Below are 24,088 nucleotides of genomic sequence, written 5' to 3' on the forward strand. Positions count from 1 at the left end.
CCGGGGGCGCGCGAGAGGGATCGGCGCCGCCCCGGGGCCCGCTCAGATGTCGAGGAAGCGGACGTCCTTGGCGTTCTCCTGGATGAAGCGGCGCCGGGACTCGACGTCGTCGCCCATCAGGACGGAGAAGATGGTGTCGGCGTCGGCGGCCTCGTCGACCGTGACCTGCTTGAGGGTGCGGGTGGCGGGGTCCATGGTGGTGGACTGCAGCTCCTTCCAGTCCATCTCGCCGAGGCCCTTGTAGCGCTGGATGCCGTTGTCCTTGGGGATGCGGCGCCCGGCGGACTGCCCGGCGGCGAGGCGCTCGTCGCGCTCCTCGTCGCTGAAGACGTACTCGTGAGGGGCGTTGGACCACTTCAGGCGGTACAGCGGCGGCATCGCGATGAACACGTGGCCCAGCTCGATCAGCGGGCGCATGTAGCGGAACAGCAGCGTCAGCAGAAGGGTGCAGATGTGCTGGCCGTCGACGTCCGCGTCGGCCATCAGGATGATCTTGTGGTACCGCAGCTTGGTCGCGTCGAAGTCCTCGCCGATGCCGGTGCCGAAGGCGGTGATCAGCGAGCGGACCTCCTGGTTGTCCAGCGCCCGGTCCAGCCGCGCCTTCTCCACGTTCAGGATCTTGCCGCGGATGGGCAGGATCGCCTGGGTGCGCGGGTCGCGGCCCTGCACGGCGGAGCCGCCGGCGGAGTCGCCCTCGACGATGAAGATCTCGGACTCGGCGGGGTTGCGCGAGGAGCAGTCGCGCAGCTTGCCGGGCATGCCGCCGGTCTCCAGCGGGGACTTCCGACGGGTCGCGTCGCGGGCCTTGCGGGCCGCCTCGCGGGCCATCGCCGCGGCCTGGCCCTTCAGCACGATCGCCTTGGCCTCGTTCGGGTGGGACTCGAACCAGTCGGTGAGCTGGTCGGTCATCACCTTGACCATGAAGGTGCGGGCGATGGTGTTGCCGAGCTTGGTCTTGGTCTGGCCCTCGAACTGCGGCTCGCCGAGCTTCACGGAGATCACCGCGGTGAGGCCCTCGCGGATGTCCTCGCCGGTGAGGTTGGCGTCCTTCTCCTTGAGCAGGCCCTGGGCGCGGCCGTAGCGGTTCACGATCGAGGTGAGCGAGGAGCGGAAGCCCTCCTCGTGGGTGCCGCCCTCATGGGTGTTGATCGTGTTGGCGTAGGTGTGGACGGAGTCGGTATAGGCGCCGGTCCACTGCATCGCGACCTCGACGGAGATCTTCGCGTCCGTGTCCTCGGACTCGAAGGAGATGATGTCGGGGTGGATCACCTCGGCGCGCTTGGCCGAGTTGATGAACTCGACGAAGTCCTGCAGACCGCGCTCGTAGAGGTAGGAGACCGTGCGGGGGCCGCCGGAGGACTCGCCCTGCTCGGCCTTCTCGGCCTCGAGCTCGACGTCGACCTCCTCGTCCTCCGGGGCCTCGTCGGCGCGCTCGTCGGTCAGCGTGATGCGCAGTCCCTTGTTGAGGAAGGCCATCTGCTGGAACCGCTTGCGCAGCGTCTCGAAGTCGTACACGGTCGAGTCGAAGATCTCGCCGTCGGCCCAGAAGGTGATGGTGGTGCCGGTCTCGTCGGTCTCCTCGCCCTTCTCGAGCGGGGCGACGGGGACGCCGCGGGCGTAGGCCTGGCGCCAGACGTGGCCCTGGCGGCGGATCTCGACCTCCATGCGGATGGAGAGCGCGTTGACCACGGAGGAGCCGACGCCGTGCAGGCCGCCGGAGACGGCGTAGCCGCCGCCGCCGAACTTGCCGCCGGCGTGCAGCACGGTGAGCACCAGCTCGACGGCGGGCTTGTTCTCGGTGGGGTGCATGTCCACGGGGATGCCGCGGGCGTGGTCGACGACGCGCACTCCGCCGTCGGCGAGGAGGGTGACCTCGATGGTGTCGCCGTGGCCGGCCATCGCCTCGTCCACGGAGTTGTCGACGATCTCCTGGACCATGTGGTGCAGGCCGCGCTCACCGGTGGAGCCGATGTACATGCCGGGACGCTTGCGGACTGCCTCGAGGCCCTCGAGGACGGTGATGTCCGAGGCCTCGTAGTGCTCGGGCGCACGGGCCGCCTTCTCGCCCGCGGTGGTCGGCGCCGGGGCCGCGGGGGCCGTCGCCGCCTCGGGGGCCGGTGCTGCGCCGTCCGCTCCCGGTGACGGGTCCGAGGTGCCCTCGGGCAGGTCCTGGTCGGGCATGGGGCGGTCGCTGTCGCTCACCTGATGTGGCTCCTCGCAGTCCGGTCGTCCCTCGGTCGGACGGACCGAGGGTGGTCCGGCGACACCGTGCGGCGGTGTCCCTGCGGCCCGACGCGTGCGGGATCCGCAGGAGCTCCTCGCGCACGCGCGCGAGCGGCACCCGCAGGCCTCGGCGATCGGGCCGACGGCATCGAGGTGACCGGGCTGCTTCGACCCCGGTCGACGTCGGCCGAACCACCGTCATTCTATCGGAGAACGGGTGCTGGGCCTATTCGACGCCCCGTTCCTGTGGACGACGCGACGCTGGATGCGTCCCAGACGCTCCGTGACGGCCTCTTCAACGCGCTCCGGGAGCCTCGGATGGGGGCGGGTACGCCCGAGGGGGTCCGGAGGCGGCACAGACGCGCCTGGGATGTCCGCTCTCGGGCGTACCCGCGTCGGGGCTCAGCGGGCGGCGTCCGGGAGCCCCGCGAGCACCTCCGCGGTGGCGAGCGCCGCCGCGGCCGCCTCGTGCCCCTTGTCCTCCACGGAGCCGGGCAGGCCGGCCCGATCCCGAGCCTGCTCATCGGTGTCGCAGGTCAGGAGCCCGAAGCCGACGGGGACGCCGTGGTCGAGGGACACCCGATTCAGCCCGTCGGTCGCCGCGGAGCAGACGTAGTCGAAGTGCGGAGTGCCGCCGCGGATGACGACGCCGAGGGCGATCACGGCCTCGTGGCTGCGGGCGAGGCGGTCCGCGACCACGGGCAGCTCGAAGGAGCCGGGCACGCGCACCAAAGTGGGTGCGTCGATGCCGGCCTCGGCGCAGGCGCGCAGGGCGCCGGCGACCAGACCGTCCATCACCTCCTCGTGCCAGGACGCGGCGACGATCGCGACGCGGGCATCGGGACGGGCGGTGATCTGCGGGGTGGGGGCGCCGTGGCCGCTCATGAGGTTCCTCCGGGGGTCGTGATTGGGGTGGTGGCGAGGTCGAGCGCGGGAAGCCCGGTCAGGTGGTGGCCCAGCCGGTCCCGCTTGGTGGTGAGATACGCGAGGTTCTCGGAGGTGGGGTGGGCCTCGAGGTCGAGGACCCGGTGCACGCGCGTGCCGCCGGCGCGCAGGGCGTCGGCCTTCTCGGGGTTGTGGGTGAGCAGGTCGATCGCGGTGACGCCGAGGTGCTCGAGGATCCGTGGGACCGCGGCGAAGCTGCGCTCGTCCACGGGCAGTCCGAGGTCGAGGTTCGCCTCGACGGTGTCGCGGCCCGCGTCCTGCAGGGCGTAGGCCCGCAGCTTCTGGACCAGGCCGATGCCGCGGCCCTCGTGCCCGCGCAGCAGCACCAGCACGCCGCGCCCGGCGGCGGAGATCCGGGCGAGAGACTCCTGCAGTTGGGGGCCGCAGTCGCAGCGCAGCGAGCCGATCACGTCGCCGGTCACGCACTCGGAGTGGACCCGTGTGAGCACTGGCTCTTCCCCGGTGACGTCCCCGGCCACCAGCACCAGGTGCTCCGCCGTGCCCTCCCGCACCGCGAGGGCGCGGAAGGCGCCGTGGGCCGAGGGCAGCGGCACAGCCTCGGTGAACTCGAGCAGGGCGGGGACCGGCCCGGCCGACGCGGCCGACGACGGGTCGGCCGGTGCGGCGGACGGCACTGCCGACGCGAGCGGCGCCACCGCCTCCCCGATCTCCCGCCGGTGCGCGGCGAGGTCCTCGATGGAGATCATCGCCAGGCCGTGCTCGTCGGCGAAGGCGCGCAGCGCAGGCCCGCGCTGCATGGTGCCGTCGTCGTGGACGAGCTCGACGATCATCCCGATCGCGGGCAGACCTGCCATCCGTGTGAGGTCCACGGCGGCCTCGGTGTGGCCGCGCCGCTCGAGCACCCCGCCGGCCCTCGCCCGCAGCGGCAGCACGTGCCCGGGCCGGATCAGGTCGCTCGGGACGGACCCGGGATCGGCGAGGACGGTGAGCGTGCGGGCCCGGTCCGCGGCGGAGATGCCGGTGGTGACCCCCTCCGCCGCATCGACCGTGATCGTGTACGCCGTGCGGAAGGGGTCCGCGTTGGCGGCGACCATCAGCGGCAGATCGAGGGCGTCGGCCCGCTCGGCGCTCATCGGTGCGCACAGCAGCCCGCTCGAGTGCCGGACCGCGAAGGCGACCTGCTCGGGGGTGGCGGTCGCGGCGGCGAGGATCAGGTCGCCCTCGTTCTCGCGGTCCTCGTCGTCCACCACCACGACGGGCCGGCCGGCGGCGATCTCCGCGATCGCGGCGGGCACGGGATCCAGGCGCAGGCCGGTCATCGTCCCTGCTCCGTCCCGGTCACGGCCTCCGGGGCGCGCGCGGGCAACAGACCGGCGGTGAGCTTCTCGACGTACTTCGCGAGCACGTCGACCTCGAGGTCCACGCCCTCGCCGACGGCGCGGGTGCCCAGCGTGGTGCGCTCGAGGGTCTCGGGGATCAGGCCGATGGTGACCTCGTCGCCGTCGATCGCGGCGACGGTGAGGCTGACCCCGTCCACGGCGAGGGAGCCCTTGGGCACCACGTAGCGGACGAGGCCGCCCGGCAGGCGCAGGCGCAGCAGGGTGGTGCCGTCCTGCTCGTCGCGGGAGAGGATCTCGCCGACGCCGTCCACGTGGCCCTGCACGATGTGCCCGTCCAGGCGGCCGTCGGCCCGCACGCAGCGCTCGAGGTTCACGCGGTCGCCGGGGCGGAGCGTGCCGAGCGTGGTCGCGGCGAGGGTGGTGGCGATGACGTCGGCGCTCCACGTCTCGCCGACGACGGCGGTGACGGTGAGGCAGCAGCCGTTGACGGCGATCGAGTCGCCGAGCGCGATGCCCTCGAGCACGCGCGGGGAGCGGATCCGCAGGGCGGCGGGGTCGGCGCCGAGGTCGAGCGCCTCGACGGTGCCGAGCTCCTCGATGATTCCGGTGAACATGGTGGTGTCCTTCCTGGTCAGGCCGGGGTGGGGGTGGTGCGGGGACGGAGGGTGAGGCGGAGGTCCCTCGCGCCGCCCGGCGTGGGCAGCGAGGCGACGTCCGTGAGCTCGAGGTCGAGCCGCTGGGCGAGGGTGGTGATCCCGAGCTCGGCGACGCCGGGGCGGCCGGCGCCGAGCAGGGTGGGGGCCACGTGCACGATCAGCTCGTCGACCAGCCCGGCGCGGAGGAAGGCGGCGGCGAGGGTGGGTCCTCCCTCGAGCAGCACGTGCCGGATCCCGCGGTCGAAGAGCGTCGCGAGCGCGGCCGACGGGTCGCGGGTGGGCAGGTGCATCGCCTCCCCGGCGCCGTCGATCGCGGGCAGGTCCGGGACGTCGGAGGTTCCCACCACGACGCGCAGCGGCTGGCGGGGGTGGAGGGTCCCGTCCGGGCGACGGGCCGTGAGCGTGGGGCGGTCGCTGCGGGCGGTGCCGGTGCCGACGAGGACGGCGTCGCAGGTGGTGCGCAGCCGGTGGACCTCCTCGCGGGCGGCGGCGCCGGTGATCCACCGGCTGGTGCCGTCGGCCGCGGCGGCGCGCCCGTCGAGGGTGAGCGCGATCTTCGCGGTGACCAGCGGCCGGGACGCGCCGAGGCCGTGCTCCCAACCGCGGTTCAGGGCCGCGGCGGCCGCGGCGAGCTCGGCGGGGACCTCGTCCACGACCTCGACCCCGGCGGCGCGCAGGCGGTCGATGCCGCCCGCGGCCTGCGGGTTCGGGTCGCGCCTCGCGACGACGACGCGGGCGATCCCGGCCTCGAGGAGCGCCTGGGTGCAGGGGCCGGTGCGGCCGGTGTGGTCGCAGGGCTCAAGGGTGACCACCGCCGTCGCGCCGCGCAGGGCCGCGGCTCCGGGCAACTCCCGGGCACGGGCGAGGGCGTCGGCCTCGGCGTGGGCGGTGCCGGCCCCGCGGTGACGGCCCTCGGCGAGGACGGTCCCGTCGGCGGCCAGGAGCACGCAGCCGACGCGGGGGTTCGGGCCGAGCGGCACGGCGGGGTCCGCGGCGATCTCGAGCGCGCGGCGCAGCGCGACGGTCTCCGCGGGGGTGATCCCTGCGCGGTCGCTCCGGGGGGCGTCCTGCGTGGTGCCGGGGTCCATGGCCTCTCCTCCGTCCGCAGCTCGCGGTCCCGGAGGGAGGGGAAGAGAGGGGACGACGTCACCGGGGGCGCCGGCCGGGCCCGGAGGGTCGGCAGGTACGCCAGGCGACGTCGACCGCGTGCGCTTCCCATCCGGACTCTCACCGTCGGTCCAGGAGTTCCACCTGGTCAGCCTCGGGCCATGGGCCCTCGGGTCGCGGACTGTCACCGCCGGCTCGGAATTTCACCGACCCCAGTGCACGCGAGCATCATCAGCTCGTCGAGAGCACACCGTAGCAGGGTCGGCCGGGAGGATGACGGCGGATGAACGCCGCCGGGCGCTCTACCCGTAGGTATCCCGGGGACCGCGCCAGGTCACCGTCCGTCGGCCCTTCTTCCAGCTGCGCTCCGCGGCGGCGGGCCCGGTGACCTTCAGCTCCGAGACGACGTGGGAGCCGACGTGCTCCTCGATGGTGGTGATCAGCTGCGGGGTGAGCATCCGCAGCTGCGCCGCCCACGCCGAGGAGGAGGCGCTGACCACGAGCACCCCGTCCTCGAAGGAGACCGGGCGGCAGTGCGTCGCGAGCCTCTCGCCGACGATCTGATCCCATTCGTCCAGCACCCGTCCGGTGCTCATCCCGGCGTTCCAGCCGAGGTTCCCCAGCACCTTCTTCAGCACCAGCTCGATGCCCTGCGGGTCCCGCGGATCCGGACGCGAGCCGGAGTAGCCCGGCGCCCGGCCGGATCGGTCGCGCACGTCCCTGGCCTGCGTCTTCGCGGAGATCGGGAAGAGGCCGCGGTCACGGGCGGCAGCACGGGAGCGGTTGACGGTGCGGCGGGCGAGCTCGAAGGGATCCGCCGGCGCCGGCAGGTCCGGCGGATCGTAGAGCACCTGCTCCTCGCGGTCGGGATCCCCAGGGCCGACGGGCGTCCGTGCCCCGGAGCGGGACCCGACGGGCCCACCAGCCTCCTCGGCGCCCGGCCGCGCTCCGCCGCGGGCCCGCTCGGCACCGTTGCCGCTGCGGGCACCGCCCCGCGCGGGCGCGGCGGCCGGAGCCGTCGGCGAGGCCGCCTGCTCCTCGGACCCCGCCGCTGCCCCGCTCCAGGTGCCGAGCCCATACGGGTTCGCGATCCTCGGGCGCGGAGCACCGCCGCTCATCGCAGCCCGCCCCCGCTGCGCGGGACCGCCTCGCCGAGCGTCACGTCGACCACGTGGATCTCGCCGTCGAGGGAGGCGGGGATGTCGGTGTCGTTCGCGGTCGTGATCAGCACCTGCGAAGCGTCGGTGACGATCCGGCCGAGCCGCTCGCGGCGGTGCACGTCCAGCTCGCTGAAGACGTCGTCGAGGATCAGGATCGGCTCGCCGTCGCCGAGGTCGCCCTCCTCGAGACGCAGCAGGTCGTAGCTGGCCAGGCGCAGGGCGAGCGCGAGGGACCAGGACTCGCCGTGGCTCGCGTAGCCCTTCGCGGGGAAGTCGTGCAGGCGGATCTCGAGGTCGTCGCGGTGCGGGCCGGTGAGGTTGGTGCCGCGGTCGATCTCCTCGTCGTGGCGCGCCGCGACCAGGGCGAGCAGGGCGTCGTGGATCTCGCGGGTGCCGGGCAGCTCGCCGGGCGCGGCGCCGAGCTCGTCGAGCACGTCGGAGCGGTAGCGGACGTCCGCCGGGGAGACCACCTCGCCGCGCTGGTCAGGGGGCAGGTCGAGCGCCTGCTCGGCCCCCTCGTCGGTCGAGACCCGCAGGTAGGAGTACCCCAGGTGCGGGCGCAGACGGTTCACGAGGTGGAGCCGGGCACGCAGCAACTCGGCGCCGTGACGGGCGAGCTGCTGGTCCCAGACCTCGAGCGTGGAGGCCGCGGACTCGGCCGGGTCCAGCCCGCCGACGCTGCGCCCCGAGCCGCCCCGCCGCATCGAGCGCATCTGCTTGAGCAGGTTGCCGCGCTGCTTGAGGACCCGGTCGTAGTCGGCCTTGATCGACGCGAAGCGGGGCGCGATCTCGAACAGGAGCTCGTCGAGGAAGCGGCGCCTGCCCTCCGGATCGGCCTTGACCAGTCCCAGGTCCTCCGGGGCGAAGAGCACCGCCCGCACCTCGCCGAGCAGGTCGCGCAGCCGGGAGACGTTCTGCCCCTGGAGCCGGGCGCGGTTCGCCTTGCCGGGGGTGATCTCGAGGTCGATCTGCAGGGGCCGGCCGGCGCGTTCGAAGCTCGCGCGGACGATCGCGGTGGACTCGCCGCGGTGCACGAGCGCCGCGTCGTGGGGGACGCGGTGGCTCGAGAGCGTCGCGAGGTACCACAGAGCCTCGACGATGTTGGTCTTGCCCTGCCCGTTCGGGCCCACCATGACGGTGATGCCGGGACGGACGGGCAGGCTCAGCTGCCGGTAGGAGCGGAAGTCGGTGAGTTCGAGGGCGGTCAGGTGCACGGAGGGAGCTCTCCCTCCCTCAGATCCGCATCGGCATGATGAGGTACCGGTAGGAGTTGTCGGGCTCGCCCTCGAGCGAGTCCTGCCCGGTCATCACCGAGGGCTTGATCGAGTCGGTGAAGGTCAGGCGGGCGAACTCGCTGCCGAGCGCGCCGAGGCCGTCGAGCAGGAAGCCCGAGTTGAAGCCGACGACGAGATCCTCGCCCTCGAGCTGCGCCTCGAGCACCTCGCTGGCCTGAGCGTCGTCGCCGGCGCCGGCCTCGAGCGCGACCTGGCCCTCGGAGAAGGACAGGCGCACGGGGGTGTTCCGCTCGGCGACCAGGGAGACGCGCTTGACCGCGTCGATCAGCGCGCCGGTGGAGACGACGGCGGTGATCGCGGTGGTCTCGGGGAACAGGCGTCGCACCGGCGGGTAGTCGCCGTCGACGAGGGTGGAGGTCGTGCGGCGGCCGCCGGCCTCGAAGCCGATCAGGTTCGCGGAGTCCTCGTCGGACAGCGCGATCTCGACGCCGCCGCCGGTCGCGAGCGAGCGGGCGACCTCGTGGAGGGTGCGGCCGCGGACCAGGGCGGTGAGCTCGGTGCCGGGCGACGAGGGGTTCCAGGTCAGCTCGCGCAGCGCCAGGCGGTAGCGGTCGGTGGCCATCAGGGTCATGGTCTCGCCGCTGATCTCGACCTTCACGCCGGTCAGCAGCGGGAGGGTGTCGTCCTTCGAGGCCGCGACGGTGACCTGCGAGATCGCCTCGGAGAACACGTCGGCCGCGACGGTGCCGGCGACCGGGGGCATCGTGGGCAGCTGCGGGTACTCCTCGACCGGGAGGGTCGCGAGCGCGAAGCGGGCGCTGCCGCAGCGGACCTGGAGCTTCGTGCCCTCGAGCGCGACGGTGACGTCCTTGTTCGGCAGGGCCCGGACGATGTCCGAGAGCATGCGCCCCTGGACCAGCACCTCGCCCGGCTGCTCGATCTCCGCCTCGAGACGGATCTGGGCGCTGACCTCGTAGTCGAAGGTCGAGAGCTGCAGCTCGCCGCCCGCATCGGCGACGATGCGCACGCCCTGCAGGATCGGCATCGCCGGACGGACAGGGAGGGTGCGGGTGGCCCAGGAGACGGCGTCGCCGAGGACGCCGCGGTCGAGGTGGAACTTCACCGTTGCCACTCCTTCGCAGTGGTCGAAAGCCGGATCGTGATCGAACGGTGGACAGCGTATCGGTTCCCGGAGCCCTCCGACGACACACCGCCGCAGATCCTTGACTTCCGCCCCTGCTCCTCCGTGCTCCTCGGCCGCTGCTGCCGACCCCCGCCCTCCACATCCACGACGAGCAAGAAACTACAGACCTCATCATCACGACTGTGGATCTCGTGGATAACCGACATCTCAGCAGGTCACAGCCGACACTGTCGACGTGGACGACTCGTCGACAATCACGGGAAGCTCGTGCACGACCTGTGCACGGATCGCCGCCGCCGTCAGATTCTTGTCATTCCTCCGTGCACATCGGCTCCTGCGCAGATGCTCGTCGTTCCACACTGTCCACAGAGTTATCCACAATTGGGGAGAACGTCGGGCTGACCTGGGATGACATTCTCCGGCGCGCTCACGCGGTCGGCTGCGTCACTGCCGTGTCATTCCCGCGTCACTGCCGGGCAGAGGAGCTCGAGCTCTTGATCCTCGCCGTGAGCTCCGTGACCTGGTTGAAGATCGCCCGACGCTCCTTCATCAGCTCGCTGATCTTCTTGTTCGCGTGCATGACGGTGGTGTGGTCGCGGCCGCCGAACTCCTCGCCGATGCGGATCAGCGGCATGTCCGTCAGCTCCCGGCACAGGTACATGCCGATCTGCCGCGCGGAGACCAGGCGCCGGCTGCGACCGGTGCCCACGATCTCCTCCACCGACAGCCCGAAGTAGGTCGCGGTCTGGGCGATGATCGTCGAGGCCGTGATCTGCGCGCCGTCGTCGTGGGAGAGCAGATCCTTCAGCACGGACTCGGCGAGGGTGACGTCCATCGGCTGGCGGGAGAGGGAGTGCAGCGCCTGCACGCGGATCAGCGCGCCCTCGAGCTCGCGGATGTTCGTGGCGATGTGGCTGGCGATGTACTCCAGCACGTCGTGCGGCACCTCGCCGGTGTTCTCCTGGGCGACCTTCTTGCGCAGGATCGCGATGCGGGTCTCGAGGTCCGGCGGCTGCACGTCCGTCATCAGGCCCATCTCGAAGCGGGAGCGCATCCGGTCCTCGAAGCCGCCGAGCTCCTTCGGCGGCAGGTCCGAGGTGATCACGATCTGCTTGTCCGAGTTGTAGAGCGTGTTGAAGGTGTGGAAGAACGCCTCCATCGTCTCCGGCGCCCGCTGCAGGAACTGGATGTCGTCGATCAGCAGGATGTCGATGTCGCGATAGCGGCGCTGGAACTCCTGCGCCTTGCCGAACTGGCCGGACTGCACCGAGTTGATGAACTCGTTGGTGAACTCCTCGGAGTTCACGTAGCGCACCACCACGTCGGGGTAGAGGCTCTGGGCGTAGTGGCCCACCGCGTGCAGCAGGTGGGTCTTGCCCAGACCGGATCCGCCGTAGATGAACAGCGGGTTGTACGCCTTCGCCGGCGTCTCCGCCACGGCCGACGCGGCCGCCTGCGCGAAGCGGTTCGAGGAGCCGATCACGAAGGTGTCGAAGGTGTACTTGCTGTTCAGGCGCGAGTCCTCGCCGAGGGTCGAGCCGCCGGCGGGGGCGGGGCGGCGCGGCGCCGGCCCCGGGGAGGGGGCGGAGACGCCGCTGAGCGCCGACATCCCCGCGTAGGCGCTGGGATCGTCGGCCGCGGAGCCGTGGAACTCGTCCTCCCCGAGGCCGAGGCGCGAGGCGCCGGAGGAGGCCGAGTCCGGGGTGCTGCTCGAGGGCAGCGCGGGCCGGCCGGAGGCGGGCTCGGAGGGGAGCACGGAGCCCCGTCCACGACGGAAGGGCGGGGTGTGGACATCCCCCGTGGAACTGTCCACATCGTTGTCCACAGGATGTGCACTGCGGGCGGTGGAGGAGGAGGTCAGCGGCGGTGCGGGGGCCTCGTCCTCGTCGTCCCCCTCCAGCAGCAGCGACTCGTCGACCGTCACGGCGAAGCGGAGGTCCTTGCCGGTGGCCTCGCTGAGGGCGGCCTTCAGGGAGCCCGCGATCCGGTTCTCGATCAGCTCCTTCGCCGAAGTGGAGGGCACGGCGAGCAGGGCGGTGTCCGCGACCACGGCCATCAGGCGGGAGAGGGTGAGCAGGGCCATCACGCGCTGGGAGACGGTGTCGTCGCGGCGCAGGATGCTCAGCGTGCTGTCCCAGATCGCGTCGGCGTTCGCCTCCGGCATCAGGTGTCCCCCTCAGGTCTCGGGCGCGGGTCGCCACAGTTTTCCACATTATCCTCACCGCTGTGGATCGACGATGTGGACAACAGGTCGGGGATCCGCCTCCGACGTGACCGGGACGACCGTGACGATGTGAGCGGCGCCGCCCCGGCAGGCGCCGCCGGGCCGGAGGGGCGGGAGCCGAAGGGCACGACGGCCCTCCGGGGCCGTCACGACACGCCCCCGGAAGTGAGAATCGGGCCACAACCGGCCCTCAGCGGGGCTCCTCCGTTGACCCCGTGCACCCCCGCGCCTAAAATCGTGCAGTCAGCGCTGCGCGCCGCCCGACGGCACCGTCCCGATGTGGGACACGGCAGCCGCCCCGCCCCGGCGGGTGCGCCCGGACATCCGTTCGCGCAGCAGACCACACGCCACCGCGAGGGGCACGCCCGTGCCCACGATCGAGGAGAACCATGAGCAAGCGCACGTTCCAGCCGAACAACCGCCGCCGCGCCAAGAAGCACGGCTTCCGCGCCCGCATGCGCACCCGCGCCGGCCGCAGCATCCTGAACGCCCGCCGTGCCAAGGGCCGCGCCGAGCTCTCCGCCTGAGACGACGGTGACCAGGGCCGAGGCGTCACGTCGTCGTGTACTGGTCTAGTCGCCGGCTCCACAGCGGCGACGAGTTCCGTGCGGTCACCCGCGGTGGCGCGCGCAGCGCTCGATCCCACGTGGTCGTGCACCTGACCCTGCTCACGCAGGGGGAGGAGGCACCCCGCGTGGGATTCGTCGTGTCCAAGAAGATCGGCAACGCCGTGGTGCGCAACCGCGTCACCCGGCGCCTGCGCGAGATCGTGCGCCCGCATCTCGAGACCCTCCCCGCCGGCAGCGCGATCGTGCTGCGGGCGCTGCCGGGCATCGAGGCTCAGGCCTTCGCCGAGCTCCGCGAGGACGTGGACTCGGCGCTCGCCTCCGCCTCCCGCAAGCTCGCCCGCCGCCAGGAGCGGTCGCGGTGAACGCCGGCCCGCCGGTGCGCGCGCGAGGCGGCGAGGGTGCGCTGCGCCGTCTGGGCCGCCTGCCGCGCCGGCTGCTGATGCTGCCGGTGCGCGGCTACCAGGTGGGCATCTCGCCCTACACCCCGCCCGCCTGCCGCTACGACCCCGTCTGCTCGCAGTACGGCATGGACGCCCTGCGCACGCACGGAGCCCTGAAGGGGACGCTGCTGACCGCCTGGCGGATCCTCCGCTGCAATCCCCTCACCCGCGGAGGGCTCGATCCGGTCCCTGCGCCGGGCATGTGGAGCAATCCACGCCGACTGCGGCACCCGGCCCCCTAGGGCCTACCCTTGACCGAGACTCCCGACCACAGCCGGCACCTCGCATGAACGACATGCGCATCCGTGCGGCAGGAAGACCAGGCCGATGAATCCCCTGTATCCGATCGAGTGGGCCGTCGCATGGCTCATGGTGAAGTTCCATGCGGTGCTGTCGCTGTTCATGGATCCGAACTCGGGCATCACTTGGGTGCTGTCCATCGTCGGCCTCACCGCGGTGGTCCGCACGCTGATCATCCCGCTGTTCGTGCGCCAGATCCGCGCCTCGCGGGCGATGCAGATGGTCTCGCCCGAGCTGCAGGCCGTGCAGAAGAAGTACAAGGGCAAGACCGACCAGGAGTCCCGGCAGAAGATGGCCGAGGAGACCATGGCGGTCTACAAGGAGGCCGGCGCCAGCCCGTTCTCCTCCTGCCTGCCGGTGCTGCTGCAGATGCCGATCTTCTTCGGCCTGTTCCGGGTGCTGTTCAACAAGCTTCCCGAGGCCGCCGGCGGTGAGGCCTTCGGCCCGCTGACCACCCCGCTGGCCCAGAGCGCGAGCAACTCGACCATCCTCGGCAACGTCACCATCGCCGACAGCTTCCTGAACTCCGGCGACGGCGGGGTCACCACCAAGATCGTCGCCGGCATCATCATCGCGGCGATGTGCGCGGTCACCTTCTTCACCCAGAAGTCGCTGACCATGAAGAACATGCCGAAGGCCGCTCTCGAGGGCCCCATGGCCAGCACTCAGAAGATGATGCTGTACATGCTCCCGTTCATCTACGTGATCACGGGGCCGGGCATGCCGATCGGTGTGCTCATCTACTGGCTGACCACGAACGTGTGGACCTTCGTCCAGCAGTACATCGTCATCCGCGCGACCCCCACCCCCGGGTCCGACGCGGAGAAGGAGCGCCAGGAGCGCATCAACGCCAAGCGCGAGCGGAAGGGCCTGGAGCCGCTGGACTTCACCCCGCCGAAGAAGGTCTCGGAGCCCGATCCGGAGCCCGAGCGGAACATCCGCGTCCAGCCCTCCTCCAAGAACAAGGGCGGGAAGAAGCTCTCCGACCAGGAGAAGCTCGAGCGCGCCCGCGAGGCCCGCGCCAAGGCCGCCGAGGAGCGCCGCAGGGCGCAGGAGGAGTCCGGCGACTTCCCGGTGCCCCCGCCGAAGAGCTCTCCCCTGGACAAGGGCAAGAAGAAGCGGAAGAAGTGACCTCACGACCCGGGAGCACGGTCGCTCCCGGGTCGTCCATCCCTGCATTCCCGGAGGACCCTGAATGAACGAGACCATCACCGATCCGTCGTCGGCCGACGAGACCGCCGCCGAGCAGGCGCACGAGGGCACGGACGCCCCGGCCGCCGAGGCCGCGCAGACCGCCGCCCCCGCGGAGACCGCCGGCTCCGACGAGACCGCCGAGCCGCAGGACGCGGGCGAGAGCGAGTCCGAGGAAGAGGCCGACGGCGAATCCGACGCCGAATCCGACGAGGAGCGCCTGCGCCGCCTGGAGGAGGAGGGCGACATCGCCGCCGACTATCTCGAGGAGCTGCTGGACATCGCGGACCTCGACGGCGACATCGACATCGACGTGGACGGCGACCGGGCCTCCGTGGAGATCCGCGGCGCGGACCGTCTCGCAGAGCTGAACCGTCCCAAGGGCGAGCTGCTGGACGCGCTGCAGGAGCTCGCGCGCCTCGCTGTCCAGACCCGCACCGGTGCCCGGTCGCGCCTGATGCTGGACATCGGCGGCTTCCGCGCGGAGCACAAGGGCGGGCTCGAGGAGCTCGCCGCCTCCGCGATCGCCGAGGCGAAGGAGTCCGGGCAGCCGGTCCCGCTGCGGCCGATGAACCCCTTCGAGCGCAAGGTCGTCCACGACGTCGCCAAGCGCGAGGGGCTGCGCTCCGAGTCCGACGGCGACGGCAAGGGCCGTCACGTCGTGATCTACCCGGCGTCCTGAGGCCTGCCGTGACGACGCTCCCCGCCTCGCTCCGACCCCTGGCCGGGCGCCTCTTCGGCGACCGGCTCGAGCTCGCCGAGCGCTTCGCCGCCCTGCTCGCCGAGCAGGGTCCCGAGCGCGGCCTGATCGGACCGCGCGAGGTGGAGCGGCTCTGGGAGCGCCACCTGCTCAACTGCGCGCTGATGGCCGACGCCATCGACCCGTCGGTCAGGACCCTGGCCGACGTCGGCTCCGGGGCCGGGCTGCCCGGCGTCGTGATCGCCATCGCCCGCCCGGAGCTGCAGGTGACGCTGATCGAGACGATGCAGCGTCGCACGACCTGGCTCGAGGAGGTCGACGCCGAGCTCGGCCTCGGCCTCGAGGTCGTCCGCGCCCGTGCCGAGGAGCTGCACGGCGAGCGTGAGTTCGAGGTGGTCACCGCCCGGGCCGTCGCGGCGCTGGACAAGCTGGCCCGCTGGACCCTCCCGCTGGTGCAGGAGGAGGGGTTGCTGCTGGCGATGAAGGGCGCCTCGGCCGCCGACGAGATCGAGAAGGCCGAGAAGGTGCTCACGAAGCTCGGCGGGATCGACCCCACCATCACCCGGTACGGGATGGGAGAGGTCGAGGTTCCCACTACAGTGGTCCAAGTGCGTCGCCGGCCGAAGGCGAGCAGGAAGGGAGATGCGCGTGGCTGAGAAGCGCGAGGGCTCCTCCCAGGGGGCGGGGTCGATGGACGACACCCCGCTGATGCGCGAGCTCACCCGGGACCACGCCCGCCGCCGGCAGCTGGAGGAGGTCGAGTTCACCTCCCCCGAGCACACCAGGATCGTGACCATCGCGAACCAGAAGGGCGGGGTGGGGAAGACCTCCACCACCGTGAACCTCGCGGCCGCGCTGACCATGGGCGGCCTGCACGTGCTCGTGATCGACGCCGACCCGCAGGGCAACACCTCCACGGCGCTGAACATCGAGCACCATGCCGAGGTGCCCAGCATGTACGAGGTGCTGGTCGAGTCGGCGCCGCTGTCCGAGGTGGTCCAGGACGTCCCGGACATGGAGCGCCTGCAGTGCGCCCCCGCCACGATCAACCTCTCCGGCGCCGAGATCGAGCTGGTCTCCCTCGTCGCCCGCGAGAATCGGCTGCGCAACGCCATCCGTGAGCATCTCGAGGAGCGGGAGGCCCAGGGCCTTCCGCGCCTGGACTACGTGCTCGTCGACTGCCCGCCCTCCCTCGGCCTGCTCACGGTCAACGCGCTGGTCGCGGCCCGTGAGGTGATGATCCCGATCCAGGCCGAGTACTACGCGCTCGAGGGCCTGACGCTGCTGCTGAACAACATCGACCTGATCCGGCAGCACCTGAACCCGGACCTCGTGGTCTCCACGATCCTGCTGACCATGTACGACGCGCGCACGCGCCTCGCCGCACAGGTCGCCCAGGACGTGCGGGACCACTTCCCCGACCAGACCCTGGAGACCACGATCCCGCGATCGGTGAGGATCTCCGAGGCGCCGAGCTACGGCCAGACCGTGCTCACCTACGATCCCGGCTCCAGCGGGGCGCTCGCCTACCGGGCGGCGGCCTTCGAGCTGAACTCCCGCCCCGCTCCCTGACCTCGACCTCCCTTCACCGCGCGATGTCGCGCCCGGCACGGAGGTCACCCCCACGGTGACGACATTTCTCGGAAGGACAACGGCCATGACGCAGAAGCGAGGACTCGGCAGAGGTCTCGGCGCCCTGATCCCGGGGGCAGGCTCCTCGCCCGCTCCTGAGCAGGAGCTGCGCACGCGCACCCGTCCGCAGGACGAGGGCGGCTCCGCCGCGTCGAGCACGCGCCCCGTGGACATGTTCTTCTCCGGCGAGAAGGTCTCCTCCGAGGACGCCCCCCAGCGGGGCGGCGCCCGTGACCTGGCGACCGGCATGGCGCGCGCCGCTGCCGAGCGACGCGGCCGCACCGCGGGCCGCTCCGGCGGCTCGTCGACCGCGAAGCGCTCCGGCGCTGCGAGCTCCTCCGGTGGCGCGGACGCGAGCGGCTCCGGCGCCGCGACGGCCACCGAGGCCTCGACGACCTCCAAGGGCACCGCGGCGAGGCGCGGCACGTCGAGCTCGGCAGGCACCGGCTCCCGTTCGACCGCGTCCAAGACCACCGCATCCAAGAACACCGCGTCCAAGAGCACTGCCTCGAAGGGCACCACGTCGAAGAGCACCGGGGCGAGGAGCACGGCCTCGAAGAGCACGACGACGAAGAGCGCTGCCTCGAAGAGCACTGACTCGAAGAGCGCCTCGGGGACGTCCGCGCCGGCGAAGACCGCGAAGAGCACCGGGTCTGCCAAGAGCACCTCCTCAACCAGGACCTCCTCGCCCGCGAAGAGCGCCCCCTCCCCGAAGAGCACCTCCTCCCCGACGAAGGGATCCACCGGCTCGACGAGCTCGGCCGGCGAGAAGAGCACGGCCGCGCCCACGGCTGCCGCTGACTCGACCGGCACCGCGGACGGCACCGCCGCCTCGAAGGATGCGAGCACGACCGCTCAGGCCACCTCGACGCCGACGGCCCCCGCCTCCGCCCCCGCGACAGGCGGAGCAGGCGACGAGACCGCTCCGGCCAGGACCGACGAGGTCCCGACCGCCGCCTCCTCGCCCGTCGAGCAGGAGCAGGCTCCTTCGCAGTCCGCTCCTGACGCCGCGGAGAACGAGGCGACGGCCCCGGCGTCGAGCGCGCAGGATGCGCAGCCCGAGACCGATGACGCGCCCGAGGAGGCCCCGCAGACCGGCTCTGCGGAGTCGGAGGCCCCCGCGCGCGGCGAGGACAGCCCGGTCGTCGATGTCGAAGCGGTCGAGTACACCCGAGTGCGCGACACGGCCGCGTCGGAGGACGCCGAGCCGGCAGCTCCTGCCGAGTCCTCCACGACCGAGCAGCCTGCTGCCACCCCTCAGAAAGCCCCTGCTCCCGAGAACGGCTCCGCGCCGGCCGACGAGCCCTCCGTGACCGATGAGTCCTCTGAGACGGACGCCGAGCCCGCAGCTGCGGTCGCTCCCGAGGAGGATGCGCACGACGACTCCGCGGAAGCGCCTTCCGACGCTGTCCGACAGTCCGACGCCGGCTCGGAGCGAGCTCCTCTCGAGAGCCAGGGCCTCGTCAGCGTCCCGGGCGCGGAGTTCGCGGAGATCCCGATCCACGAGGTCCGGGAGAACCCCCGCAACCCGCGCACCATGTTCGACGAGGAGGAGCTCGACGAGCTCGCGTACTCGCTGCGCGAGGTCGGCGTGCTGCAGCCCGTCGTGGTGCGCCCGATCCCGGTCACCGAGGACGGGGAGTCCTTCGAGCTCGTCATGGGCGAGCGCCGCTGGCGCGCCGCCCGCCGTGCCGGTCTCACCGCCATCCCCGCGATCATCCGCGAGACGAGCGACGACGACCTCCTGCGCGACGCGCTCCTCGAGAACCTGCACCGCACCCAGCTGAACCCGCTGGAGGAGGCCAACGCCTACCAGCAGCTGCTCGACGACTTCGGATGCACTCAGGACGAGCTGGGAGAGCGCATCGGGCGCTCCCGTCCCCAGATCACCAACACGCTCCGTCTGCTGCGGCTCCCGGCCCTCGTGCAGCGCCGTCTCGCCAGCGGAGCGATCAGCGCCGGCCACGCCCGTGCGCTGCTGTCCCTGGACGATCCGACCCTCATGGAGGAGCTCGCCCAACGGATCGTGAGCGAGGGGCTCTCCGTGCGCGCCGTGGAGCGTCTGGTGGCGCGCGGCGGTCAGCAGCAGGCTCCCCGCACCGTGCGCCGCGGCACCTACGATCCTCACGTCGTGGACCTGACCAGCCGGCTGTCGAACCGCCTCGAGGCGCCCGTGCGCATCGATGTGGGCAAGCGCAAGGGCAAGATCACCCTCGAGTTCACGAACCTCGAGGACCTCGAGCGCCTCATCGAGAACATGGGCCTGGAGCTCCCGGCCCCGGAGTGACCCAGGGAGTGCGGGGTCCGTTCCGCACCCGCTCGCTGCGGCGCTGAAGCGCCGCGGCGTGAAACGTGCACCATGTCGTCGCTCCGATGAAGAGCGCGCTCCTCTCCTGACCGATGGGAGCGTGCTCGTCCCGTACCCTGCCGACCGAACTCCGCGTCCGCCCGCGCGGAGCACCAGCACCCCGAGGGGGCCCATCAGAGGATGGGCCCCCTCTCGCGTGTGAGCGGCCTCACAGTGCTTTCGGATCTGCCATAGGTGCTCTGTGTGTCATCTCCGTTCGGTGCACGTGGTGTGGACGCACGTGTCCTCCGCTTCCCTCCGCAGCCCCGCGTCACCCTCGCACGAGGATGCTTCCGTGCCATCGGTGCAGGCCAGAGTGCTGAACGGAGCTTGTCCACCGTTGTGCACAACTCTGTGGACTGCGTTCGTCCATCGGAGAATGGCTGTCCACAGTTGTGTGCACCCCTGTGGAAGCGGAGTCCGTACGTGCCTCTGTCCGTCGTGGTTTCGCGGGAAACATGTGGCAGCCCGCTGCAGATCGTGAGCGGCCTCAGCAGTCGGCGCTGAGATGCTCCGCTCTCCTGAGGGTGCCTGCGCGAGCATCTGATGCCATTCATGCAGCCCTGACTCACTCCCCTGGGGGAGTTCCACGGGAAACCGAGTCGCCCGGTCCTTGGACGTGCATTCCAGAGCTCGTGGTGCATGATCCTCGAAAGAGGAGAGTCCTCCGCTTCCGGGGGACGGGCTGCGCCGCCCCTGCCGTGCCTGTGGCACCCACGTGGAAGCTGGCTGTCGTAGGGACTAATGCCGTATCTGTCGCAGTGATCCCGTCATGCACCGTGCCCACTGCACTGTTTCACGCGAAACGCTGGCCAAAGTCCGACGAGTGAGGCTTTCAGATCGGTCTTCCGTGACTTCGCGCGACACCGGACGGGTCATAGGTAGAGTTCCGGTGTCGGATGTGTGATCGAAGCCGTGGTGAGGAGTGGCTCCACGTGAACCGTTACTGAGTCGCGCCCCCGGAATGTCAACAGCGCTCTCTCCATGGACTTCAATCGACATACACGCAGCGGGGGAAAGCCTGTCCTGGAGGACCGCACCACCTTCAGGCCGCCTACGTTTCCCGTGAAACGCACGCGTCTGGGCATGAGTGACTCCTTCCCAGCGGACACCCTAGTCGGCGGCGCGAATGCATCGTTAACTAAGAGATTCACGTGAAGCGAGCCGATGCGGCCCTTCACCTGTGCGTGCAGCTGAATCGAGACCGAGCCGGGTGGGACGCAAGCACTCTCCCGCTCGCAGTGAGTGCGTGGCGCGACGCGCATCAGATGCGGACGGGCAGTGGCCCTGATACTCGTTTCGCGTGAAACTTCGGTTTGGCGGGCGAAGCCGCTGGCGACGACCGTGCGGCGAGTCCCCCGTCTACATCCGAGCGACTGCATGTGCGCTGCCGTACTCCGGCCCTTGAGGTTTCGCGTGGAACTGCAGTACGTGACGTTGGCGCCGCATCACTCCGCTTCCAGCTGCATAGTCCCTCGATGAAGCGCCTAGTCCTGGGACCGATGCTTCGTGCGTGCATACGATGTTGCCGGGTGCATGCTTGGGCAAGCCAGCTCGCAACCGTCGCTCTTTCGGCAGTGTTTGCCGTGAAACATGGTGCGCGACTTCCCGGATGGTTCTGTGAGGACCGCTTCCCCTGCGGATCTACGTCGGGCCGCGCGAGGCCAAGAAGGACCTGACGATTTCGTGCCGCGACTCGCCACCACTGGGGAGGTGGATGAGTTCCCCGTGAAACGCTGTTAAGCAACGACTCCCGCATCGTGTGCCGCAGCCTAGAGTTGCGCGATCCGCTGTCTCCCGTACTGAGCCTGCTTCACGTGAAACCCGCACAGCGGCAGGGCGCCGTGGCGGCCCCCGTACACTCGCAGAACGCCCGTCAGTTTCCCGTGAAACGGCGCGCGGCGGGGGCTCTGCAGGTCGTCAGTTGCGAAGCTTTGCTTCACTATCCCATCCCGTGCTGCCAAGCGTGTGGCTCCGTCCCGCCAGAAGGGGCTGCTCCGCTGACATGGTGGACGATGCGTCACGCCGAACTTGTACTGAAATCTGTGCACTCTTGGACCTTCTCGTTGCACGTGGAACGGCTGTGTTAATCTCCCAGCGGCGTGGAGGAAGTCAGCGGCGCGGCGGCAACTCCGGTACCTCATGACCAACGACTGACGTGCTGACCACGTGACGTGGCGGCCTCCTCAGTCAGCTCTGAGCGCATGCGCAGCCTGTCCAAGGGAGCGTGTCTCCGGCGAGGCACAGTTCCTCGTGAAACCCCTTGAGAAGTGCACGCGCCTTCAGCGGATCGCTGAGCGGACGCCGTCGCGGTCGGCAGAGGCCTGACTCAACCGATCAGGAGGGTTTCACGGAGAACATGGCGCCGTGATGGTCGAAGGCCCAGCGGAGCCTGGCTGAGCGAGTCACACGTGACGTGCTCACGCTCCTCCCACCGCCAACCGCTGTGATCTTCCGGTTGGCGCGGCCCTGTGGATCGGGCACAGCGCGCTGCTTCCCGTGCACCGGGCGAGTCAGCGACCTTCAGGGCGGAAGGAGTGGGGCACGGAGCTCGGAGCTGTTGCGGGCCGTCTGGAGGGCTGCACGATGAAGGCGGACGCCCACGGGAGCGGAGCGGTGAGGAGCGCCCTCTCCCCGCCGCCTGCCTTGTGATTCACGTGCACCATCGACGGTCATTCACAGTGTGCAGAACCCTGTGGACAACCGCTTCAGGCCAACCGTCCAGAATGTGACCTGAGATACAACCGGTCCAGTAGCACATCCCCGGGCCGACGTCAGCCGGACCGATGGATTCAATGAACCTGCAGGTCAGGGCAGCTTATGTGACGAAGGTCGTGGTCAGAGAGGTTCCACCGTTATCCACACCCGACTGTGGACAACCTTGTGGAAAAACGAGGACAGCTCTGTGGATACCGCTGTGGACAGCGATGTGGATGCGCTGTCGGTGCACGTCAGAGCGGGCGGTTGCACCTAGGTTGACACGACGTGGACAACGCCTCGCATGACCCGCTCGGTCGGGCGCAGCGCGAGTCCGTCTCGTCGGCCGCGGTGATGACCCCGCAAGGACGGTGCGGGATACGGCCACGGCGGCACGGAGTCAGGATGTCGCCCCGAGGTCTCGTCCTTCGCGCGGGCGCGTCGACCACGACCGGAACGTGAACACGGCGTGGCCGCTGAGCTCGTCCCGCCCCGGGAGGGACGACGCGGCCTCGAGACGGCGGTGCAGCCGCCGGCGATCTCACGGCCTCAGAGACTCCGCTCAGCCGGCCTCGGGTCCGAGCTGTGCGTCCACGACGTGCTTGGGCAGCGCTCCGCTGCGTCGGTGCGTGAGCCGCCACGGACCGTCCAGAGCGAGCTCCTCTCCCCCGGGGGTGAGGCCGTGCAGCGCGATCTCCTCCCCGTCCTCGTCGTCGGCGACGAAGCGGAGCCAGGTGGGCAGGTGCTGGATCTCCCAGCGGTCCAGGACAGCGTCCGCAGGGTCCTCGACGAGGAGGCACTGCATGGAGGTCCCCCAGCGCCGTGAGAGCTCCCTGAGCAGCGTGGGGGCGGGCCGGGACGGCGCCGCCCAGTCCGCGCTCACCAGCACGAGCACCGGTACCCGCTCCGCGCCCAGCTCCGCGCCCAGGGACGGGTCGCGCGAGCCGTCGGGGTGGTCGCGCTGCCCCGCGGGCAGGACGCGATCCGCCCTCCCCGCGCTCCCCCGGGAGGGGACGCGAGGAGGGCGGACGGGGGACTCCGGCTCGGGCACTGCCGGCTCGGGCACCGCCGGGACGGTCACTGCGAGACGGCCTCCGCCACGGGCTGCTCGGCGTCGGCCGCGGCGTCGATCCCGGCGGCGCGGTCGGCGAGCCAGCGCTCGGCGTCCAGGGCGGCCTGGCAGCCGGTGCCGGCGGCGGTGATGGCCTGGCGGTAGGTGTGGTCCACGACGTCGCCGGCGGCGAAGACGCCGGGCACGGAGGTGTACGTGCTGCGTCCCTGGCAGACGATGTAGCCCTCGTCGTCGAGCTCGAGCTTGCCGCGCACCAGGTCCGTGCGGGGCAGGTGCCCGATCGCCTCGAACACGGCGGAGGTCACGAGATCGCGCTCCTCCCCGGTGACGGTGTCGCGCAGGGTCACGGACTCGACCTTGTCGCGGCCGTTGATCCGCACGAGCTCGCTGTTCCACGCGAAGGTGAGCTTCGGATCAGCCTCGGCGCGGCGCGCCATGATCTTCGAGGCGCGCAGCTCGTCGCGGCGGTGCACGAGGGTGACCGACTTGCCGAAGCGGGTGAGGAAGGTGGCCTCCTCGACGGCGCTGTCGCCGCCGCCGACCACGACGATGTCCTGGTCCTTGAAGAAGAAGCCGTCGCAGGTCGCGCACCAGCTGACGCCCTTGCCGGAGAGGTCTGCCTCGCCGTCGATGCCGAGCTTGCGATAGGCGGAGCCGGTCGTGATGATCAGCGACTTCGCGCGGTACACGGTGCCGTCCTCGAGGGTCACCTTCTTCACGTCGCCGTCGAGCTGCAGATCCACGGCGTCCTCGTAGACGACCTCGGCGCCGAAGCGCTCGGCCTGCTCCTGGAAGGAGGCCATCAGCTCGGGACCCTGCACGCCCTCGGGGAAGCCGGGGAAGTTCTCGACGTCGGTGGTGGTCATGAGCGCACCGCCCGCGTCGAGGGCGCCCGCGATGACGATCGGCTTCATCTCGGCGCGCGCCGTGTAGATCGCGGCGGTGTAGCCGGCCGGACCGGAGCCGACGATGACGACCTCGTGCACGGTGCCGTCGTCGTTGGCGACGGGCTGCACGAGCGGCTGCGCGGCCGGTGCGGGGCCGCCGAGGATGTTGAGGGCCTGGATCGGCTGGGTCATGCGGGTGTCCTTCCGTGGAATGGGGCGGAGGCGGTCGGCGGGAGGACCGCTGTCCAGTATGGGGGC

19 protein-coding genes and 1 riboswitch are annotated in these 24,088 nt (G+C 71.0%); of the genes, 8 read left to right on the forward strand and 11 right to left on the reverse strand.

The genetic code is table 11. The annotated features are described in order from the left end of the window. Positions 1-42: 42 nt before the first annotated feature. The 9 genes from gyrB to dnaA form a co-directional block, all read right to left on the reverse strand. Complete coding sequence (gyrB, locus tag A4A78_RS02875) at positions 43-2,202, reverse strand: DNA topoisomerase (ATP-hydrolyzing) subunit B (RefSeq protein ID WP_156488539.1); 2,160 nt, start codon at positions 2,200-2,202, stop codon at positions 43-45. A gap of 423 nt (positions 2,203-2,625) precedes the next feature. Further along, entirely contained in the window at positions 2,626-3,108 is a 483-nt protein-coding gene (gene ribH / locus A4A78_RS02880; RefSeq protein ID WP_062946909.1) for a 6,7-dimethyl-8-ribityllumazine synthase, read from the reverse strand. Continuing rightward, positions 3,105-4,448, reverse strand: a complete 1,344-nt coding sequence (ribB, locus tag A4A78_RS02885) for a 3,4-dihydroxy-2-butanone-4-phosphate synthase (protein ID WP_062946910.1) — start codon at positions 4,446-4,448, stop codon at positions 3,105-3,107. Before ribB ends, ribH begins: the two co-directional genes overlap by 4 nt. After that, a complete protein-coding gene (locus A4A78_RS02890; RefSeq protein ID WP_062946911.1) occupies positions 4,445-5,083 on the reverse strand; it encodes a riboflavin synthase in 639 nt (212 codons plus the stop codon). Before A4A78_RS02890 ends, ribB begins: the two co-directional genes overlap by 4 nt. A 17-nt stretch (positions 5,084-5,100) precedes the next feature. Beyond that, a complete protein-coding gene (gene ribD / locus A4A78_RS02895; RefSeq protein ID WP_082835159.1) occupies positions 5,101-6,213 on the reverse strand; it encodes a bifunctional diaminohydroxyphosphoribosylaminopyrimidine deaminase/5-amino-6-(5-phosphoribosylamino)uracil reductase RibD in 1,113 nt (370 codons plus the stop codon). A gap of 114 nt (positions 6,214-6,327) precedes the next feature. Then, positions 6,328-6,457: riboswitch (FMN riboswitch) on the reverse strand. 77 nt (positions 6,458-6,534) lie between these two features. Next, positions 6,535-7,083 (reverse strand): DciA family protein, encoded by a 549-nt coding sequence (locus A4A78_RS02900; RefSeq protein WP_231880814.1) that lies wholly within the window; start codon positions 7,081-7,083, stop codon positions 6,535-6,537. Between the two features lie 263 nt (positions 7,084-7,346). After that, positions 7,347-8,606 carry a DNA replication/repair protein RecF gene (gene recF / locus A4A78_RS02905; protein WP_062946913.1) on the reverse strand — a complete coding sequence of 420 codons (1,260 nt, stop codon included), beginning with the start codon at positions 8,604-8,606 and terminating at the stop codon, positions 7,347-7,349. A 19-nt stretch (positions 8,607-8,625) separates the two neighbouring features. Beyond that, positions 8,626-9,750: a DNA polymerase III subunit beta gene (gene dnaN, locus A4A78_RS02910; RefSeq protein WP_062946914.1), complete on the reverse strand. Its 1,125-nt coding sequence runs from the start codon at positions 9,748-9,750 to the stop codon at positions 8,626-8,628. Positions 9,751-10,237: 487 nt separating this feature from the next. Continuing rightward, on the reverse strand, positions 10,238-11,935 hold the full coding sequence (gene dnaA, locus A4A78_RS02920) for a chromosomal replication initiator protein DnaA (protein ID WP_062946916.1): 1,698 nt from the start codon (positions 11,933-11,935) through the stop codon (positions 10,238-10,240). A gap of 449 nt (positions 11,936-12,384) precedes the next feature. On the opposite strand from dnaA, the gene rpmH reads away from it, so the two are divergent. The 8 genes from rpmH (at position 12,385) to A4A78_RS02960 (ending at position 19,114) form a co-directional block, all read left to right on the forward strand. Further along, positions 12,385-12,522, forward strand: coding sequence for a 50S ribosomal protein L34 (gene rpmH / locus A4A78_RS02925; protein WP_010552021.1), 138 nt, complete (start codon positions 12,385-12,387; stop codon positions 12,520-12,522). A 35-nt stretch (positions 12,523-12,557) separates the two neighbouring features. Further along, complete coding sequence (gene rnpA / locus A4A78_RS02930; protein ID WP_062946917.1) at positions 12,558-12,926, forward strand: ribonuclease P protein component; 369 nt, start codon at positions 12,558-12,560, stop codon at positions 12,924-12,926. Then, positions 12,923-13,246: a membrane protein insertion efficiency factor YidD gene (yidD, locus tag A4A78_RS02935; RefSeq protein WP_082835160.1), complete on the forward strand. Its 324-nt coding sequence runs from the start codon at positions 12,923-12,925 to the stop codon at positions 13,244-13,246. Before rnpA ends, yidD begins: the two co-directional genes overlap by 4 nt. A gap of 85 nt (positions 13,247-13,331) precedes the next feature. Next, a complete protein-coding gene (yidC, locus tag A4A78_RS02940) occupies positions 13,332-14,435 on the forward strand; it encodes a membrane protein insertase YidC (RefSeq protein ID WP_062946918.1) in 1,104 nt (367 codons plus the stop codon). A 64-nt stretch (positions 14,436-14,499) separates the two neighbouring features. Next, positions 14,500-15,177, forward strand: a complete 678-nt coding sequence (locus A4A78_RS02945; protein WP_062946919.1) for a R3H domain-containing nucleic acid-binding protein — start codon at positions 14,500-14,502, stop codon at positions 15,175-15,177. 8 nt (positions 15,178-15,185) lie between these two features. Further along, the gene (gene rsmG, locus A4A78_RS02950) at positions 15,186-15,851 is read left to right on the forward strand and encodes a 16S rRNA (guanine(527)-N(7))-methyltransferase RsmG (protein ID WP_062946920.1); all 666 of its coding nucleotides are present in this window, start codon (positions 15,186-15,188) and stop codon (positions 15,849-15,851) included. After that, complete coding sequence (locus A4A78_RS02955; protein ID WP_224765401.1) at positions 15,838-16,767, forward strand: ParA family protein; 930 nt, start codon at positions 15,838-15,840, stop codon at positions 16,765-16,767. Before rsmG ends, A4A78_RS02955 begins: the two co-directional genes overlap by 14 nt. Positions 16,768-16,852: 85 nt before the next feature. Next, positions 16,853-19,114 carry a ParB/RepB/Spo0J family partition protein gene (locus A4A78_RS02960; RefSeq protein ID WP_062946921.1) on the forward strand — a complete coding sequence of 754 codons (2,262 nt, stop codon included), beginning with the start codon at positions 16,853-16,855 and terminating at the stop codon, positions 19,112-19,114. A 3,319-nt stretch (positions 19,115-22,433) separates the two neighbouring features. On the opposite strand, the gene A4A78_RS02965 is transcribed toward A4A78_RS02960, so the two are convergent. Both A4A78_RS02965 and trxB read right to left on the reverse strand, forming a co-directional pair. Then, positions 22,434-22,937, reverse strand: coding sequence for a hypothetical protein (locus A4A78_RS02965; protein ID WP_156488540.1), 504 nt, complete (start codon positions 22,935-22,937; stop codon positions 22,434-22,436). A gap of 11 nt (positions 22,938-22,948) precedes the next feature. After that, positions 22,949-24,022 (reverse strand): thioredoxin-disulfide reductase, encoded by a 1,074-nt coding sequence (gene trxB, locus A4A78_RS02970; RefSeq protein ID WP_062946923.1) that lies wholly within the window; start codon positions 24,020-24,022, stop codon positions 22,949-22,951. Positions 24,023-24,088: the final 66 nt, after the last annotated feature.

The sequence above is a fragment of the Brachybacterium sp. sponge genome (assembly GCF_001613775.1).
Taxonomy (GTDB): domain Bacteria; phylum Actinomycetota; class Actinomycetes; order Actinomycetales; family Dermabacteraceae; genus Brachybacterium; species Brachybacterium conglomeratum.